General features: G+C 38.5%; 18 protein-coding genes. All 18 read left to right on the forward strand.

Features of this window, described 5'->3' with window-relative positions; translation table 11 throughout:
• The first annotated feature begins 15 nt into the window (after positions 1-15).
• The 18 genes from GX497_15550 to fliI all read left to right on the forward strand — a co-directional run bounded on the left by GX497_15550 (position 16) and on the right by fliI (position 18,315).
• Entirely contained in the window at positions 16-792 is a 777-nt protein-coding gene (locus GX497_15550) for a ribonuclease HII (protein ID HHY74607.1), read from the forward strand.
• Positions 789-2,135, forward strand: a complete 1,347-nt coding sequence (locus tag GX497_15555) for a hypothetical protein (GenBank protein HHY74608.1) — start codon at positions 789-791, stop codon at positions 2,133-2,135. Before GX497_15550 ends, GX497_15555 begins: the two co-directional genes overlap by 4 nt.
• Entirely contained in the window at positions 2,132-2,419 is a 288-nt protein-coding gene (locus tag GX497_15560; GenBank protein HHY74609.1) for an EscU/YscU/HrcU family type III secretion system export apparatus switch protein, read from the forward strand. Before GX497_15555 ends, GX497_15560 begins: the two co-directional genes overlap by 4 nt.
• A 183-nt stretch (positions 2,420-2,602) precedes the next feature.
• On the forward strand, positions 2,603-3,763 hold the full coding sequence (gene sucC, locus GX497_15565) for an ADP-forming succinate--CoA ligase subunit beta (GenBank protein ID HHY74610.1): 1,161 nt from the start codon (positions 2,603-2,605) through the stop codon (positions 3,761-3,763).
• Between the two features lie 36 nt (positions 3,764-3,799).
• Positions 3,800-4,702 (forward strand): succinate--CoA ligase subunit alpha, encoded by a 903-nt coding sequence (gene sucD / locus GX497_15570; protein HHY74611.1) that lies wholly within the window; start codon positions 3,800-3,802, stop codon positions 4,700-4,702.
• A 71-nt stretch (positions 4,703-4,773) separates the two neighbouring features.
• The gene (gene dprA / locus GX497_15575) at positions 4,774-5,640 is read left to right on the forward strand and encodes a DNA-protecting protein DprA (GenBank protein ID HHY74612.1); all 867 of its coding nucleotides are present in this window, start codon (positions 4,774-4,776) and stop codon (positions 5,638-5,640) included.
• A gap of 115 nt (positions 5,641-5,755) precedes the next feature.
• Positions 5,756-7,834: a type I DNA topoisomerase gene (topA, locus tag GX497_15580; protein ID HHY74613.1), complete on the forward strand. Its 2,079-nt coding sequence runs from the start codon at positions 5,756-5,758 to the stop codon at positions 7,832-7,834.
• A 35-nt stretch (positions 7,835-7,869) separates the two neighbouring features.
• On the forward strand, positions 7,870-9,180 hold the full coding sequence (gene trmFO / locus GX497_15585; protein HHY74614.1) for an FADH(2)-oxidizing methylenetetrahydrofolate--tRNA-(uracil(54)-C(5))-methyltransferase TrmFO: 1,311 nt from the start codon (positions 7,870-7,872) through the stop codon (positions 9,178-9,180).
• 148 nt (positions 9,181-9,328) lie between these two features.
• On the forward strand, positions 9,329-9,874 hold the full coding sequence (gene hslV, locus GX497_15590) for an ATP-dependent protease subunit HslV (GenBank protein HHY74615.1): 546 nt from the start codon (positions 9,329-9,331) through the stop codon (positions 9,872-9,874).
• A gap of 13 nt (positions 9,875-9,887) precedes the next feature.
• Positions 9,888-11,285: an HslU--HslV peptidase ATPase subunit gene (hslU, locus tag GX497_15595; protein ID HHY74616.1), complete on the forward strand. Its 1,398-nt coding sequence runs from the start codon at positions 9,888-9,890 to the stop codon at positions 11,283-11,285.
• A 30-nt stretch (positions 11,286-11,315) separates the two neighbouring features.
• A complete protein-coding gene (gene codY, locus GX497_15600; GenBank protein HHY74617.1) occupies positions 11,316-12,095 on the forward strand; it encodes a GTP-sensing pleiotropic transcriptional regulator CodY in 780 nt (259 codons plus the stop codon).
• Positions 12,096-12,385: 290 nt separating this feature from the next.
• Positions 12,386-12,772 (forward strand): flagellar basal body rod protein FlgB, encoded by a 387-nt coding sequence (flgB, locus tag GX497_15605; GenBank protein ID HHY74618.1) that lies wholly within the window; start codon positions 12,386-12,388, stop codon positions 12,770-12,772.
• Entirely contained in the window at positions 12,772-13,224 is a 453-nt protein-coding gene (gene flgC / locus GX497_15610) for a flagellar basal body rod protein FlgC (protein HHY74619.1), read from the forward strand. The genes flgB and flgC overlap by 1 nt, the downstream gene beginning before the upstream one ends.
• Before the next feature lie 62 nt (positions 13,225-13,286).
• Complete coding sequence (gene fliE / locus GX497_15615; protein ID HHY74620.1) at positions 13,287-13,550, forward strand: flagellar hook-basal body complex protein FliE; 264 nt, start codon at positions 13,287-13,289, stop codon at positions 13,548-13,550.
• A 51-nt stretch (positions 13,551-13,601) separates the two neighbouring features.
• On the forward strand, positions 13,602-15,179 hold the full coding sequence (fliF, locus tag GX497_15620; GenBank protein HHY74621.1) for a flagellar M-ring protein FliF: 1,578 nt from the start codon (positions 13,602-13,604) through the stop codon (positions 15,177-15,179).
• 11 nt (positions 15,180-15,190) lie between these two features.
• The gene (fliG, locus tag GX497_15625; protein ID HHY74622.1) at positions 15,191-16,204 is read left to right on the forward strand and encodes a flagellar motor switch protein FliG; all 1,014 of its coding nucleotides are present in this window, start codon (positions 15,191-15,193) and stop codon (positions 16,202-16,204) included.
• On the forward strand, positions 16,197-17,012 hold the full coding sequence (gene fliH, locus GX497_15630) for a flagellar assembly protein FliH (protein HHY74623.1): 816 nt from the start codon (positions 16,197-16,199) through the stop codon (positions 17,010-17,012). Before fliG ends, fliH begins: the two co-directional genes overlap by 8 nt.
• Complete coding sequence (gene fliI, locus GX497_15635; protein HHY74624.1) at positions 16,999-18,315, forward strand: flagellar protein export ATPase FliI; 1,317 nt, start codon at positions 16,999-17,001, stop codon at positions 18,313-18,315. Before fliH ends, fliI begins: the two co-directional genes overlap by 14 nt.
• Positions 18,316-18,317: the final 2 nt, after the last annotated feature.

The raw sequence follows: 18,317 nt of genomic DNA on the forward strand, positions 1-18,317 counted from the left end.
AAAGCGAGTCTTATTATGCCGAAATCAATGAAGGAAATCGAAGAAATTTTAAAGAATAATAATCATGCAATTCATGATGATTTTATAATGGAACTAAAAAGCGACAAGCGAAAAGGTGTTCAGCTTTTATATAGTAAATGGTTGAAAAAGCAGGAACAATTAATAAAACAAAAAAATCAATTTGAACAAATGTCTCGATATGAAAAGGAACTTCGCTTAGAAAATATACATATGGTAGCTGGCGTTGATGAAGTCGGTAGAGGCCCCCTTGCAGGCCCGGTTGTAGCTGCTGCTGTTATTTTGAGTGAAGATTTTTTCTTACTAGGCTTAAATGATTCGAAAACATTGTCAGAAAAAAAGCGTGAGGAATTCTATCAAACAATCATGAATCAGGCATTAAGTGTGGGAATAGGCAGTGCTTCTGCAGCGGAAATAGATGAGTTTAATATTTATCAGGCTACAAAACTAGCGATGACAAGAGCTGTGCAGCAACTTTCAATCCGACCAGACTATTTATTAGTAGACGCAATGGAAATTCCGATTTCAATTCCGCAAAAAGCAATCATTAAAGGTGATGCAAAAAGCGTTTCAATTGCCGCAAGCTCCATCGTTGCTAAAGTGACGAGAGACCGCTATATGAAAGAATTAGGTGTGAAATATCCACAATATGGATTTGAAAATCATATGGGCTATGGAACAGCCTTTCATCTCGAAGCTATAAACAAATTTGGCATCATTGCTGAACATCGCCGTTCATTTGCACCTATTAAAGAGAGGGGTATTTTACCATGATACAATTTAATAGCCTCCAAACTTTATTCCAATCGGAAAACTTAAATACAGCTAAAATGCTCAATTTAAAAGCTGGCGATATTGTTAATGGCCAGATTGTAAAATTGTTCCCGGACAATTTAGCACTTGTGCAAATCGGTGCTATGAAGCTGAATGCGAAAGTTACTACTCCTCTTACCGAGAATACAAGATATTGGTTTCAAGTTGCAGCTAGTGCGCCTGTACTAGAGTTAAAGCTAGTAGATGACATACAGTCAGTAACAAAGGAAAACGGAAAAGGACAAGCCCCGATTTCTTACTTTCTTGAAAAAGCTGGACTCCCCGAAACGAAAGAAAATGCCCAATTGGTTAGAATGTTTTTAAATGAGAACCTCCCCTTTTCAAAAGAGGCGTTAAAAGCGGTTTCTGAATGGTTAACAGAAATAAATAAAGGAGACTTGCCAAAAGCATTTGAGGCGATAAAACTGGCGGTTCAAAAGCAGTTGCCTTTAACAGAAGCTGTGCTTAAAAGCTTATTGGCTTTGCAAACGGAAGAAACCATCTCTCATCAACTGCTTAAGGTTATTGATGCAATCAAAACTAACAGTCAAGAATCACAAACGATGAAGCTGCTGCAAATGACCTTGAGCCAACTTACAAGTCAAACAGTTGAAAATAAAATCGACAATTTGATGAGTAATTCTCCTGTAAATTGGAATAATGGTAAAGATGTAGTAAAAGTTCTAAAACAGCTTATCAATCATCTTGGCCTCCAGCATGAACATAATATTATGACAATGGAAGATGAACAATCTATTGAAAATAGGCTCTTAGCTTTAAAGCCGTTACTAATGAAGGCATTAAGCGAATCAAGTGATATGAAGCTAAATGAGAAGATTCAGCAACTATTATCGCGAATAACAGGCCAACAGCTTATAAATGTAGGACAAGAAGGGCCGATTCAGCAATTGCTTTTACAGCTTCCCATTATGCTTCATTCACATTCCAGCGATTTACTAATCCAATGGACTGGGAAAAAGCGTGAAAACGGACAAATTGATTCAGACCACTGTACCATTTTATTTTATATAGAATTAGTACAGTTACAAGAAATGCTCGTCGATGTTCGCGTTCAAAATCGAATTGTCACAATCCAAATTTACAATGACACACCTCAATTAGATGTTATTGTGAAAAAATATCAAATGGCACTAAAGGAGCAATTTGCTAACCTTCGTTATCATTTGTCCAGCATCGTTGTTACGAAACGGGAAGAAGTTCTTGATAAGAAAATAAATAGTATTCCAACTAAAATATTTTCGGCATTTCCACCAAGAACGAATGGAGTGGATATAAGAATATGAAAAATCATCATTTTGCTAAAAAAGAGGCTGTTGCTCTTTCTTATGATAGCCCCACCGATTATGCGCCAAAAGTAATCGCTAAAGGAAGGGGAGAAGTTGCCAACAATATTTTAGAAAATGCAAAAAAATTTAATATTCCGATTCAAGAAGATCCAACATTAGTTGAATTATTGGGCCAACTTGAAATTAATGAAACAATTCCTGAGGAACTATATCAAATTGTTGCCGAGTTGTTCGCTTTTATTTACCGAATCGACAAAATGCTCGAGAATAATGAAAAATAAATTTATTTAATAAGTTATATTGTCAAAATAAAACTATGGTTGACTTTTTTTGTAAATAGAAAAAATTTAAAAGGAGTTTATAAAATACTGTAGAATATAGACACTGGATAATAAACTACTATACAATATAACAGGTAGCCAAATTTGTCCAAAGTGTGTTAATAAGAGATAGGAGGATGAATGATGAATATTCACGAGTACCAAGGTAAAGAAGTCCTCAGACAATATGGGGTTGTCGTTCCAAATGGAAAGGTTGCCTTTACTGTTGAGGAAGCTGTGGAAGCAGCAAAAGCTTTAGATAGCAATATATGGGTAGTAAAAGCTCAAATTCATGCTGGTGGACGCGGGAAGGCAGGGGGAGTAAAAGTTGCCAAAAGCTTAGATGAGGTTAAACAGTATGCCTCAGAAATTCTAGGAAAAACACTTGTTACCCATCAAACAGGCCCAGAGGGAAAAGAAGTGAAACGTCTACTCATTGAAGAAGGCTGCGATATTAAGAAAGAATATTATGTCGGGCTCGTATTAGATCGGGCAACTTCCCATGTTGTCTTAATGGCCTCTGAAGAGGGAGGGACCGAAATCGAAGAGGTTGCAGCAGCTACGCCAGAAAAAATATTCAAAGAGGAAATTGATCCAGCTATTGGTTTACAAGCGTTCCAAGCGCGCCGTTTAGCTTATAAAATAAATATACCAAATGAATTAGTAAACAAAGCCGTGCAATTTATGATCGGCTTATATAATGCATACATCGATAAAGATTGTTCCATTGCCGAAATTAACCCACTAGTTGTTACTGGTGACGGGAATGTTATGGCTCTAGATGCAAAGTTAAACTTTGATTCAAATGCACTGTACCGTCATAAAGATGTTGTAGCTTACCGTGATTTGGAAGAAGAAGATCCAAAGGAAATTGAAGCATCAAAATATGATTTAAGTTATGTAGCATTAGATGGCAATATTGGCTGTATGGTAAACGGTGCTGGTCTGGCGATGTCGACGATGGATATTATTAAACATTATGGCGGCGATCCGGCTAACTTCCTAGATGTCGGCGGTGGTGCAACGGCAGAGAAGGTTACCGAAGCATTTAAAATCATCCTTTCAGATCCAAACGTAAAAGGTATTTTTGTCAATATTTTCGGCGGCATTATGAAGTGTGACGTCATTGCGACAGGTGTTGTAGAAGCAGCAAAGCAAGTTGGACTAACTGTTCCTTTAGTCGTTCGATTAGAGGGAACAAATGTTGATTTAGGAAAGAACATTTTAGCTGAATCTGATATTGAAATCGTTGCAGCAGAGTCTATGGCGGATGGTGCGCAAAAAATTGTATCTTTAGTTGGATAATTTAGGGGGAAATGTAAAACAAAGGGAGGATTTGTCGTGGGAATATTTGTTAACAAACACACAAAAGTAATTGTGCAGGGCATAACAGGGAAAACAGCCCGATTTCATACTGCACAAATGTTAGAATACGGAACAAAGATTGTCGGAGGAACTTCCCCTGGTAAGGGTGGTACAGAGGTAGAAGGTGTGCCTGTATTTGATACCGTTGAAGAGGCAGTGAAAAGAACCGGGGCAAACGCCTCCGTCATTTATGTTGCCGCACCATTTGCTGCTGATGCCATCATCGAGGCTGTAGACGCTGAAATTGATCTTGTTATTTGTATAACTGAGCATATCCCTGTCTTAGATATGGTAAAAGTAAAGCGCTATATGGAGGGCAAGAAAACACGCCTAGTCGGACCAAACTGCCCTGGTGTCATTACCGCTGATGAATGCAAAATCGGCATTATGCCTGGTTATATTCATAAAAAGGGTCATGTCGGTGTTGTTTCTCGCTCTGGAACACTAACATATGAAGCTGTACATCAATTAACACAAGCTAGTATCGGACAAACTTCGGCAGTAGGTATTGGCGGTGACCCTGTAAATGGAACAAACTTTATCGATGTATTGAAAGCATTTAATGAAGATGAAGAAACGTTAGCTGTCATCATGATTGGTGAAATTGGCGGGAATGCTGAGGAAGAGGCAGCAGAATGGGTTAAAGCTAATATGACAAAACCTGTTGTTGGCTTTATCGGCGGACGTACCGCACCACCTGGAAAACGTATGGGCCATGCAGGTGCGATTATTTCTGGTGGTAAAGGTACCGCAGATGAGAAAATTAGAGTAATGAATGAGTGTGGCATCAAAGTAGCCGAAACTCCTTCCGTTATGGGTGAAACTTTAATCTCCGTTTTAAAAGAAAAAGGTTTATACGAGAAGTGTAAAAATCTATAATAGAAAGGGGGCTAGTCCCCCTACTTTTATACTTTAAGAAAGTATAACTTTTCTAATAAGCGGAGGTTATAATGGAAAAGACGAAAATGCGTTTAGTTCATATTCATAGTTGTCTAGGAGTTGGCTGGAAATCAATCTATAAGTTTATTAAATTCGATTCATCACTTCAATCCATCTTCACATTAAGGAAACACCACTTTCCCTCTTTATTTCAAATGACAGAAAAAAATTCGCATTTATTTTTTACAGACTTGCATTCGAAATCAACTGCTGAAATTCTCGAAGACTTTGAAAAAGAGCAGACACATATTTTAACAATTTTTGATGATGAATATCCTGCCTATTTAAAACAAATATTCGATCCTCCATGGGTTTTATATTTAAAAGGAAGGAAATCACTCTTGGAAAGCAATTGCATCAGCGTAGTAGGTACGCGCACTCCTTCGCCATATGGGTATCACGCGCTGAAGATGCTAATTCCGCCCCTTGTAAAAAACAACTGGACGATTGTTAGCGGTCTCGCTAATGGAGTTGATACGGCTGCACACGTAATAGCCATCAAAGAAAAAGGCAATACAATTGCCGTATTAGGTTCGGGTTTTAACAACATTTACCCGATGAACAATCATATCCTCGCAACAGAAATGTCTACTAAACAATTACTCTTATCAGAATTCCCACCAAATCGAAAGGCCGAAAAATGGCATTTTCCATTAAGAAATCGAATGATTAGCGGCTTATCAAGAGGAACATTGATCATTGAAGCGAAAGAACGTAGCGGCTCTTTAATAACAGCTGAGCAAGCATTGGAGCAAGGAAGGGAGGTTTTCGCTGTGCCTGGTTCTATCTTTGACCCGAATTGCCGCGGCACAAACCGCCTAATTCAACAAGGAGCAAAATTAGTCATAAATGCCGCAAATATTATGGAAGAATTTTGAGTTAAACTATACATTAAATTGGTAAAATGTGAAATGATGTTTGACAAAAGTATGGAAAGTATTTAATAATAATGAAGATTTTATTTTATTTTTACCTCGCTAGGGGGGATGGTAGATGGCAGATTTTTTAGTAATTGTTGAATCGCCAGCAAAAGCGAAAACAATTGAGCGTTATCTTGGACGTAAATATAAAGTGAAAGCATCAATGGGCCATGTTCGTGATTTACCGAAAAGTCAAATGGGTGTTGATATAGAACATCAATTTGAACCGAAGTATATTACAATTCGTGGGAAAGGACCTGTATTAAAAGAGTTGAAAGCCGCAGCAAAAAAAGCGAAGAAAATCTTTCTCGCAGCCGACCCGGACCGCGAAGGGGAAGCGATTGCTTGGCACTTAGCCCATACACTTAATATTGATGAGAATTCTAATTGTCGTGTTGTCTTTAATGAGATAACAATGGATGCGGTTAAAGATGCCTTCAAACATCCAAGGCCTATTAATATCGATTTAGTAAACTCACAGCAAGCAAGGAGAATATTAGATCGACTTGTCGGCTATAATATTAGCCCGATTTTATGGAAAAAGGTAAAAAAGGGGTTAAGTGCAGGACGTGTGCAATCTGTTGCAGTACGCTTAATCATTGACCGTGAAAAAGAAATTGCACAATTTATACCTGAAGAGTATTGGTCCATTAATGGAATGTTCGATGCGGGTGGCGAAACGTTTGAAGCAAACTTCTTCGGAATTGACGGCAGTAAGCTCGATTTACATAACGAAGATGAAGTGAACAATGTTTTGAATCGTATAAAGGGCAATCAGTTCACAGTTGAATCAGTAAAAAAGCGAGAAAGAAAGCGCAATCCAGCTGTACCGTTTACAACGTCTTCCTTGCAACAGGAAGCAGCGAGAAAATTAAACTTTCGTGCAAAAAAAACGATGATGATTGCTCAGCAGCTTTATGAAGGTATTGATTTAGGAAAAGAAGGCACTGTTGGTCTAATTACCTATATGAGAACGGATTCCACTAGAATTTCGGAGACAGCGCAAACAGAAGCTTACCAATATGTAGAAGCAGAATTTGGAAAAGACTATACAGCACCGTCTGTTAAAAAACCTGAGAAGAAGGCGGCCAATGCTCAAGATGCGCATGAAGCGATTAGGCCTACTTCCATTTTAAGGACGCCGAACAGCCTTAAAGCTATTTTAAGCCGTGACCAATTAAGACTTTATAGACTTATCTGGGAACGCTTCGTTGCCAGTCAAATGGCACCGGCGGTCATGGATACGATGACTGTTGACATTGTCAATGAGGGAGTCATTTTCCGTGCGAATGGTTCGAAAGTCAAGTTTCCAGGTTTTATGAAAGTGTATATTGAAGGAAATGATGACAATACAAATGATGAGGATAAGCTGCTTCCGGATATAATGGAAGGAATGTCAGTTGTTTCAAAGGAAATTGACCCGAAGCAGCACTTTACACAGCCGCCGCCAAGGTATACGGAAGCGAGGCTTGTAAAAACTTTAGAAGAGCTCGGAATTGGCAGACCATCAACATTTGCGCCAACTTTGGATACAATTCAAAAACGGGGCTATGTGGCTTTAGAAAATAAACGCTTTATCCCAACGGAACTAGGAACGATTGTCCTTGAATTAATTATGGGATTTTTCCCGGAGATTTTGGATTTGGAATTTACTGCAAAAATGGAAACAAGTCTTGATGAAATTGAAGAAGGCCAAACAAATTGGGTGCAAATTATTGATGAGTTTTACAGTGATTTTGAAAAGCGATTGAAAGTGGCAGAAAAAGAAATGCAAGAAGTAGAAATAAAGGATGAACCTGCTGGGGAAGATTGTGAACATTGCGAGCATCCAATGGTTTATAAAATGGGGCGTTTTGGAAAATTCATGGCCTGCTCCAATTTTCCCGAATGCCGAAACACAAAAGCAATCGTTAAAGAAATCGGTGTAAAATGCCCAAGCTGTAAAGAAGGCAATATAATAGAAAGAAAAAGTAAGAAAAAGCGGATTTTTTATGGTTGTGACACATATCCTAACTGTGAATTTTTATCATGGGATAAGCCGCTCGCTCGTTTATGTCCTAAATGCAATGGTTTATTAGTGGAAAAGAAAACGAAGCAAGGTATGCAAGTTCAATGTGCGAACTGTGACTACAAAGAAGAACCACAACCATAATATTATCAGTTTTACGACATCTACTGGAGGGCTCAATCTTGACTCAAAATTTTATTACGATTATCGGTGCGGGGCTTGCTGGAAGTGAAGCGGCATGGCAAGCAGCCAATCGTGGTGTTAAAGTGCATCTTTATGAAATGAGACCCGTAAAGCAAACCCCCGCCCACGAAACTGGGCAATTCGCGGAATTAGTTTGCAGCAACTCTCTTAGAGCTAATACATTAACGAACGCGGTTGGTGTATTAAAAGAAGAAATGCGTCAACTTCATTCCGTTATCATCAGCTCTGCAGATGAATGTGCTGTACCTGCAGGGGGAGCGTTAGCTGTGGATCGCCATGAATTTTCTGAAAGGGTGACCAAAAAGATTAAAGGTCACCCAAACATTACTGTTTTTAATGAAGAGGTGCAAATCATTCCAGATGGAATTACGATTATAGCTTCTGGTCCCTTAACCTCAGCTACGTTATCAGAGCAAATTAAACAGTTGACAGGGGAAGATTATTTTTATTTTTATGATGCTGCTGCGCCGATTATTGAAAAAGATAGTATAAATATGGAAAAGGCCTATATTAAATCAAGATACGACAAAGGTGAAGCGGCATACATTAATTGTCCGATGAGCGAGGAAGAATTTCAGGCTTTTTATGAGGCCTTAGTCACAGCTGAAACGGTACCGTTAAAAGAATTTGAAAAAGAAATCTTCTTTGAAGGTTGTATGCCAATTGAAGTGATGGCAAACCGTGGCCAAAAGACGCTGCTTTTTGGCCCGTTAAAACCTGTTGGATTAGAGGATCCAAGAACAGGGAAAAGGCCATTTGCTGTTGTCCAGCTTAGACAAGATAATGCGGCAGGTACGCTTTATAATATAGTTGGGTTTCAAACACATTTAAAATGGGGTGCGCAAAAAGATGTCATTCGTTTCATTCCTGGTTTGGAAAACGCTGAAATCGTCCGTTATGGTGTGATGCACCGCAATACTTTTATAAATTCACCTAATTTGTTAAAACCTACTTATCAGTTAAAAAGTGATGAACAGAAATTTTTTGCGGGACAGATGACAGGGGTTGAGGGTTACGTTGAATCTGCAGCATCAGGGTTAGTAGCAGGATTAAATGCAGCAAGATTGTCGCAAGGCCAAAGCGCTATAACGTTTCCGGAAGAAACAGCGATTGGCGGCATGGCGAACTACATTACAACGGCTTATGCTAAAAGCTTCCAGCCAATGAATGCAAATTTCGGATTATTCCCACCGCTTCCGCAAAAAATTAAGAACAAACAGGAGAGATATGAAAAGCTTGCTGAACGGGCGTTAAAGTCCATTCAGAATTTTGTGAATTCTTTATAAAAAGTTTGCAATTTACTATAGCAGTATGGTAAGATTTATGAGGCTATACAGTGTTATTTGCAAAAGTGTACTTTCGAAGCAGCAGGAAATTAAATATTTGCTGCTGTTTTCTATGCTTGGATTTTCACAATCATATTGGGGGGCTTTTATGAGTTCATCATTTCATGCAACCACGATTTTTGCGATACACCATAATGGTAAATGTGCGATGGCCGGGGACGGTCAGGTTACATTAGGCAATGCGGTTATTATGAAACATTCTGCACGTAAAGTTCGTAAATTATATAATGAAAAAGTGATTGCAGGCTTTGCAGGCTCAGTTGCCGATGCTTTTACATTATTTGAGAAATTTGAAGGACGATTAGAGGAGTACAATGGCAATCTCCAACGTGCGGCCGTTGAACTGGCAAAGGAATGGCGCAGCGACAAAGTTTTGCGACAATTAGAAGCAATGCTCATTGTTATGAATGAGGATTATCTGCTTTTAATATCTGGAACAGGTGAAGTTATTGAACCGGATGATGGTATTTTAGCGATTGGGTCTGGCGGGAATTATGCTTTATCCGCTGGAAGAGCTTTAAAGCGCTATGCTGGTGAGCACCTATCTGCTAAAGAAATTGCCAAATCCGCTTTACAAATCGCTGCTGAAATTTGTGTTTATACAAATAACCATATCATTGTGGAAGAACTTTAAGCTGGAGGGATCAATGATGAAGAAGGATTTAACTCCACGTCAAATTGTTGAACGTCTTGACCAATTTATTGTCGGGCAAGACAAGGCAAAACGTGCGGTAGCTGTTGCCTTAAGAAATCGCTATCGCCGCACCTTATTAGATGACAAACTTCGTGATGAGGTTACACCTAAAAATATTTTAATGATTGGGCCTACTGGTGTTGGGAAAACTGAAATTGCTAGGAGACTTGCGAAACTAGTTGGAGCACCGTTTATAAAAGTTGAAGCAACGAAATTTACCGAAGTTGGCTATGTTGGTAGGGATGTGGAATCAATGGTTCGTGATTTAGTTGAAACCTCAATCCGCTTAGTGAAAGAAGAAAAAATGCAAAGTGTCCGCACAAAAGCGGAGGAAAACGCCGACAAACGAATCGTTGAATTGTTAGTTCCAGCTAAAGAGAAACAAACACAATATCGAAATCCATTAGAAATGTTGTTTGGTGGTCAAAATCAAACGCAAGATTATAATAAAGAGCATTCCGATGATGTAGATATCGCACAAAAAAGAAAGCAAATGGCCCATAAATTAGCGCTCGGTGAGTTAGAAGATCATCTTGTTACCGTTGAGGTTGAAGAACAACAGCCATCAATGTTCGACCTTTTGCAAGGATCTGGAATGGAGCAAATGGGTATGAATATGCAGGAGACGTTAGGCTCTTTAATACCAAAAAAGAAAAAGAAGCGCAAACTTACTGTTAGAGAAGCTCGGAAAGTATTGACACAGGATGAAGCAAATAAATTAATCGATATGGATGAAGTTACTAGTGAAGCTGTTTCAAAGGCTGAACAAATGGGGATTATTTTTATCGACGAAATTGATAAAATTGCTGGTAAAAACCAACATTCTGCAGATGTTTCTCGTGAGGGAGTCCAACGTGATATTTTACCGATTGTCGAGGGATCAACAGTTGTAACGAAATATGGACCTGTGAAGACAGATCATGTTTTATTCGTAGCAGCAGGGGCATTCCATATGGCTAAGCCTTCTGATTTGATACCGGAGCTGCAAGGACGTTTTCCAATCCGTGTCGAACTTACTAGTTTGTCTGTCGATGATTTCGTTCGAATCTTAACGGAGCCAAGCAATGCCCTTCTAAAACAATATGAGGCATTATTACAGACCGAAGGTATAAAACTTGAATTTTCTGACGATGCTATTCGTAAGATTGCGACAATTGCGTATGAGGTTAATCAAGAAACAGATAATATCGGGGCAAGGCGGCTTCATACAATATTAGAACGGCTTTTAGAAGATCTATCATTTGAGGCATCAGATATCAACCTTGAAATGGTTATGATTACGCCGGAGTATGTAGAAGAAAAATTAAGTACAATCGCAAGAAATAAGGATTTAAGTCAATATATATTGTAATTATCGGTTCGATTGTAGGAGGGGTAAAAAATGAGGTTACTTGATAAAACTAGACAAATTAATGCGATGCTGCAAAAAGTTGGGGGAAAACCAGTAAACTTCAAAGAAATGGCTGAAACTTTAAGTGATGTCATTGAGGCGAATGTTTATGTTGTAAGTAGACGCGGAAAATTATTAGGCTTTGCAATTAAACAGCAAATTGAGAATGAAAGAATGAAATTGATGTTAGAAGAACGGCAGTTTCCGACCGAATATACAAATAATTTATTTAATGTAACGGAGACATCGGCGAACATCGGCATCAACAGTGAATACACAGCTTTTCCTGTTGAAAATAGCGACATTTTCCAAGCGGGTTTAACAACAATCGTTCCGATTAATGGTGGCGGTGAGCGTTTAGGCACGTTAATTCTCGCCAGAGTACAAGATGCTTTTTCGGATGATGACTTGATTTTAGCTGAATATGGGGCAACTGTAGTTGGAATGGAAATTCTTCGCGAAAAGGCTGAAGAAATTGAAGAGGAAGCAAGAAGCAAAGCGGTAGTCCAAATGGCAATAAGTTCATTGTCATATAGTGAGTTAGAAGCCATTGAGCATATTTTTGATGAACTTGACGGCAATGAAGGACTTTTAGTTGCAAGTAAAATTGCTGACCGTGTCGGTATCACGCGTTCCGTAATCGTTAACGCTTTAAGGAAATTAGAAAGTGCGGGTGTCATTGAATCACGCTCACTTGGAATGAAAGGTACTTATATTAAAGTATTAAATGATAAATTTTTAATTGAATTGTCAAAATTAAAAACAAATTAAATGAAAAAGGCTGTTATATTAGTGATGGCGCCGACTTTTCATACGTTAAATAAGCGGTATGTATGTTGGTGTTTTTGAAACTAGTATAGACAGTCTTTTCTTTTTGTATTATATTAGTAAAATAGGTATTTTTTCCTATTTTTTTAATACATCTGTCGACAACACGATTTTTCTGTTATATTTTGTTTATAAATGATTTATAATAAATTTAAATGTATTCATTCATGGGAACATTTACTTAAATCTTTTGGACTACATACATAGTAAAATGATGGGTGAGGGGATTTATTATGAAACTATTTTCAAATTCTATAAAATTATTAGAGAATGCTTCGACATATTCAGCGTTAAAGCAAAGAGTAATATCAAACAATATTGCAAATGTCCACACTCCAAACTTTAAAGCTCAGGAAGTAAGTTTTAAAACAGAATTGGACCGGGCGACATTACAAGCAAATCGCACTGATTACCGACATTTTGAATTTAAGCAAAGAAATTCAAAAATTGAAGTGAACACGAGAGCCACTACCTCCTATAACCATAATGGAAACAATGTTGATATTGATAAGGAAATGGTAGAAATGGCTGAAAATCAAATTTACTATTATGTTATAGTCGATAGGTTGAATGGAAAGTTTAATGCTTTGAAGGAAGCTTTAAAAGGGGGTAACTCATAATGCGCGTTTTTAATGGAATGAATATATCCGCTTCTGCGCTTACAGCACAGCGCTTTCGCATGGATGTTATTTCATCGAATATGGCCCATGCCGAAACGACAAGAGCGGATTTTGTAAATGGCGAGTGGCAGCCCTATCGTAGAAAAATGGTTGATCTTGAACCAGTTTCAGGCTCTTTCAATGGTTATTTAAATAAGGCAATGAAAGAATCTTCTACTCCAGGAAAAGGTGTAAGAGTAAGAGCCGTTGTTGAAGATGAAACGCCATTTAAAATGGTTTATAACCCCGACCATCCAGATGCAAATGTAGATGGATATGTTGCAATGCCAAATGTAGATCCTTTAAAGGAAATGGTAGATTTAATGAGTGCTACAAGATCATACGAGGCGAATGTGACAGCTTTTAACGCAACGAAGGGCATGATGATGAAAGCGTTAGAAATCGGGAAATAATAGGAGGAGTCATTTAAGTGGAACGAATTTCACCCATTAAATTTAATGAACCAGTTAACATAATGAATAATCAAACTACACCGAAGGTTACCGCAGCTGATGTTAATAAAAAATTTACAAATGCATTGAAAAACGCCATTAACGAACTGAACACGGCACAGTTACAATCAGATATCACTACAGAAAAGTTTGTAAAAGGCGAAATAACGGATCTTCATGATGTTATGATTGCATCGCAAAAGGCGAGCATTACGATGCAAGCAACGATAGAAGTGCGAAATAAAGTCATTGATGCATATAGAGAAATCATGAGAATGCAAGTGTAAGCTGTTTTTTTTTAGAGAAAAGATTACTAGAGGAATACGCTGGGGGCTATTATGAACGAGAAGCTACTAAACTTCAAAAATAAAGCATTAGATTTTTGGAATGCTAGAACAAAAAAACAACAGATTATTATCGCTGGTTCTGCAGCTTCCATTATTGTCCTTCTTGTTCTCGTTTCAATTTTTGCTTCAAGACCGGATCTCGTCCCTCTTTATAGCAATTTATCTCCTAGGGAAACTGGGCAAATAAAAGCGACATTGGATTCAAAAGGAATTCAGAATGAAATTACAAATGGTGGTACATCTATCTCAGTACCGAAAGAGATGGTAGAGGCACTCACTGTTGAATTAGCAGCAGAAGGTATACCTGAGAGCGGAGAACCTTATTTTTCTTCCTTCGGTGAAGGCGGATTTGGGATGACTCAAGAAGAATTTGAAATGAAGAAAAATGCGGCTGTTCAAAATGAATTAAAAAGGTTAATCAAGCGCTTTGACGGTGTTCAAGATGTAGAGGTGATGATTTCACTGCCAAAGCAAAGTGTCTTTATTGGTGAACAGCAAGGGACTGCTTCAGCATCGATTGTAATTCATCAAAAACCAGGCTATAAATTCAAGGATGAACAGATTGAAGCCCTTTATCATCTAGTTTCAAAAAGTGTTGCTAACTTGCCTATTGAAGATATCGTCATTACGAACCAATATTTTGAGAATTTAGACCCGAAAAAATTATTTGCCTCTCAAAATGGTGCCTCGGCTAATTTTAACGACCAGTATGAGATTCAAAAGCAAATAGAAAGAGATATTCAAAATCGGGTTCAACAAATGCTTGGGCTAATGATGGGAAGAGATAAAGTAATCGTGGCAGTGACGGCCGATATTGATACGTCAAAGGTTAATACAAAGAGTGACATTGTAAAACCAATTGACGAGGAAAATATGAAAGGGATTGCAATAGCTGCAGAAAAAATAACGGAATCATATACAGGTAACGGCAATCCACCAGGGGGAGTTCCCGGTACAGGACAAGCAGATATACCAAATACGTATGTAGAACAAAATGGACAAAATGGAAATTATGAAAATATTGAAGAAAAAATTAATTATGATGTAACGAGAATTGCCGAAACGGTCGAAGGTTCTCCTTACAAAGTGAAAGATTTAGGAATTCAAGTAGCGATTGATAATACCGATTTAGATGAACAAACAATGCAAACGCTGGGGACAGAAATTCAAAATATGTTAAATGGAATTATTCAAACAACGATTGATAATAAAGAAGCTAACTTAGCTGGAAAAGTAAATGTAACTTGGCAAGCATTCAATGGTATTGAAAAGCTACCAGAACCAACACTTATGGATATGCTTCGCAACAATTTACTACTTATTATCGTTGGTGTTTTACTATTATTGGCTATCATTCTTGCAATTATCTTCTTACTTCGCCGCCGCAAGAACAAACAAGAGCTCGAAGATTTGGCAGCTATACAAGAAGTAGCTTCGGCTGATATTCCTGATATTAATACAGAACAGGAAACGGAAGGCGTTGCAAGGAGAAAACAGCTTGAAAAAATGGCAAAAGAAAAACCTGATGAATTTGCAAAATTATTACGATCATGGTTGGCTGAAGAGTAGGGGGACTCAATATGGCTAGAAATTCTGAGGGGTTAACAGGAAGACAAAAAGCGGCTATACTCCTAATTTCTCTTGGACCAGAAGTGTCTGCACAAGTTTATAAACATTTATCAGAGGAAGAAATAGAAAAGCTGACGCTAGAGATTTCAAGCGTAAAAAAAGTTGATACAAAACAAAAAGAAGAAGTTCTTGAACAATTTCATCAAATCGCTCTTGCGCAAGAATATATTTCACAAGGCGGTATTGGTTATGCGAAGACCGTATTAGAGAAAGCGTTAGGGGTGGAACAAGCGGCATCAATTATTAATCGCTTGACATCATCTTTACAAGTGAAGCCCTTTGATTTTGCTAGAAAAGCAGAAGCTGGGCAAATCTTGAACTTTATTCAAAACGAGCATCCGCAAACTATTTCGTTAATCTTATCTTATCTTGATCCAGAAAAAGCTGGGCAAATCTTGTCTGAGTTACCACAAGAAATGCAAGCAGATATCGCCAAGCGGATTGCTATAATGGATAGTACATCACCGGAAATCATTAATGAGGTTGAGCAAATCCTAGAGCGAAAGCTGTCTACAACGGTAACGCAAGACTACACACAAACCGGTGGGATTGAGGCTGTTGTTGAGGTGCTCAATGGTGTAGACCGAAGCACGGAACGAACCATTTTAGATGCCTTAGAGATTCAAGATCCAGAGCTTGCGGAAGAGATTAAAAAGAGAATGTTTGTCTTTGAAGATATCGTTACACTTGATAATCGCGCGATTCAACGTGTTATTCGTGATTGTGAGAATCAAGATTTAATGCTTGCGCTTAAAGTAGCAAGTGAAGAAGTTAGAGAAATTGTCTTTAAAAACATGTCAAAGCGGATGGCAGATACTTTCAAGGAAGAGATGGAATATATGGGGCCTGTTCGTCTTCGTGACGTTGAAGAAGCACAGACGAGAATTGTGGCTACAATTAGACGATTGGAAGAAGCCGGAGAAATCGTAGTTGCCCGCGGCGGAGGGGATGATATTATTGTCTAGAGTAATCAAATCTCCTTTTGCAAAAACAGAGGAAGGGAATACAAGGGTCATATCATTAAAGCCGTTTCCGTGTGAACGTACCTTCTTTGAGGAAAATAACGATGTTGATGAATTAACAGGAAACGAATTTGACCTTAAAGAAGCTGAGGAGCAAGCAGAAGCAATTATTAGAGAGGCTGAAAAAGAGGCCCTCACAATTTTAAAAGAAGCAGAAAGCCGTCTCCAGGAAATAATGCATCAAATTGAAACAGAAAAAGAAAACTGGGAAACGGAAAAAGAACATTGGATTGAGGTAGCGAAACAAGAAGGTTATACCGAGGGGTTAAATCTTGGCAAACACGATGGCTTTAATGAGTATAAAATGTTAATTAATCTTGCTAAAGAGACTGTAGATTTAAGTAAACAAGATTATCTTAAAAACATTGAACAATCTGAAACGACGATTCTTCACTTAGGTTTAAAAACAGCCGAAAAAATAATCGGTTTTACGCTCGATTTAAATCCCGAAACTTTTTTAAATCTCGTGAAACGAGTCATTAAAGAGGTAAAAGACCATCAAGACGTGCGAATTCATATCCATCCAGTCTATTATGATTTGCTTTTATCACAAAAAGAAGAAATAAAAAACTTTTTTACTAATCCGACAACAGAGCTTTATATTATCCCTAATGATGAGCTTGAACAAACAGATTGTATCATCGAATCATCATTCGGAAGGATTGACGCAAGCGTTGATACACAGCTGCATGAAATGAAGTCTAAGCTACTCCAATTATTGGAGGGGGAAATGGAAGATGAAGGCTACTAATCTTAGCTCTCTTATTGATACGATTGATACATTTAAAAGATATGGTCGAGTTACTAGAGTGATTGGCCTTATGATTGAATCACGGGGGCCAGAAAGCTCTATCGGAGATCTTTGCTATATTCATGTAGGGATTAAGAAAAAGCGCATCATTCGAGCTGAAGTAGTAGGATTTCGCGACTCTTTTGTCTTGCTTATGCCCTACACAAATATTCAGGAAATTTCACCTGGTTGCCTTGTTGAGGCAACGGGAGATGCCCTGCAAATAAAAGTTGGCTCAGGGCTTATTGGCAAAGTTTTAGATCCACTTGGATTTCCGATGGATGAAAGTCCACTTCCAAAGGGCTTATCATCAGCAGCAACGGATCAAGAGCCGCCAAATCCGATGAAACGACCACCGATTTCTGAAGAAATGGAAGTTGGGGTTCGAGCGATTGATAGTACATTAACAGTAGGGAAAGGACAAAGGCTTGGAATCTTTGCTGGTAGTGGTGTTGGGAAAAGTACTTTAATGGGTATGATTGCCCGCAATACGGAAGCAGATATAAATGTTATTGGTTTAATTGGTGAGCGCGGCCGTGAGGTTAGAGAATTCATTGAAAGAGACTTAGGAGAAGAAGGGCTAAGACGATCTGTTGTTGTTTGTGCGACATCTGATCAACCGGCGCTCATGAGACTTAAAGGGGCCTATACGGCTACAGCGATTGCGGAATATTACCGTGACCAAGGCTACAATGTCATGATGATGATGGACTCGGTCACACGTGTAGCGATGGCGCAAAGGGAAATCGGCTTAGCGACTGGGGAGCCGCCAACGACTAAAGGGTACCCTCCTTCTGTATTTGCTATTTTACCGAAACTCCTTGAGCGTACAGGCACGAACGAAAAAGGTTCAATTACAGCCTTTTATACTGTACTTGTTGACGGGGACGATATGAATGAACCGATTGCCGATGCGGTCCGAGGGATTTTGGATGGACACTACGTTTTGGACAGAGCCCTAGCTAATAAAGGCCATTACCCAGCTATTAATGTGTTAAAAAGCGTAAGCCGTGTCATGAATAATATTGTAACGAAAGAGCATCGCAAAGCTTCTGAGAGATTAAGAGATTTGCTTGCCACCTATATTGAATCCGAAGATTTAATCAATATCGGGGCATATAAGCGCGGTTCTTCTAAGACGATTGATGAAGCAATTCGGTTTTATCCGAAAATCATTTCATTTCTTAAACAGGAAACAGACGAAAATGTGAAGAAAAGCGATTCCATATCAACCCTCATTCAGTTATTCGAGAATGATGTGTAATT

This window comes from Bacillus sp. (in: firmicutes) (assembly GCA_012842745.1).
Lineage (GTDB): Bacteria > Bacillota > Bacilli > Bacillales > Bacillaceae_J > Schinkia.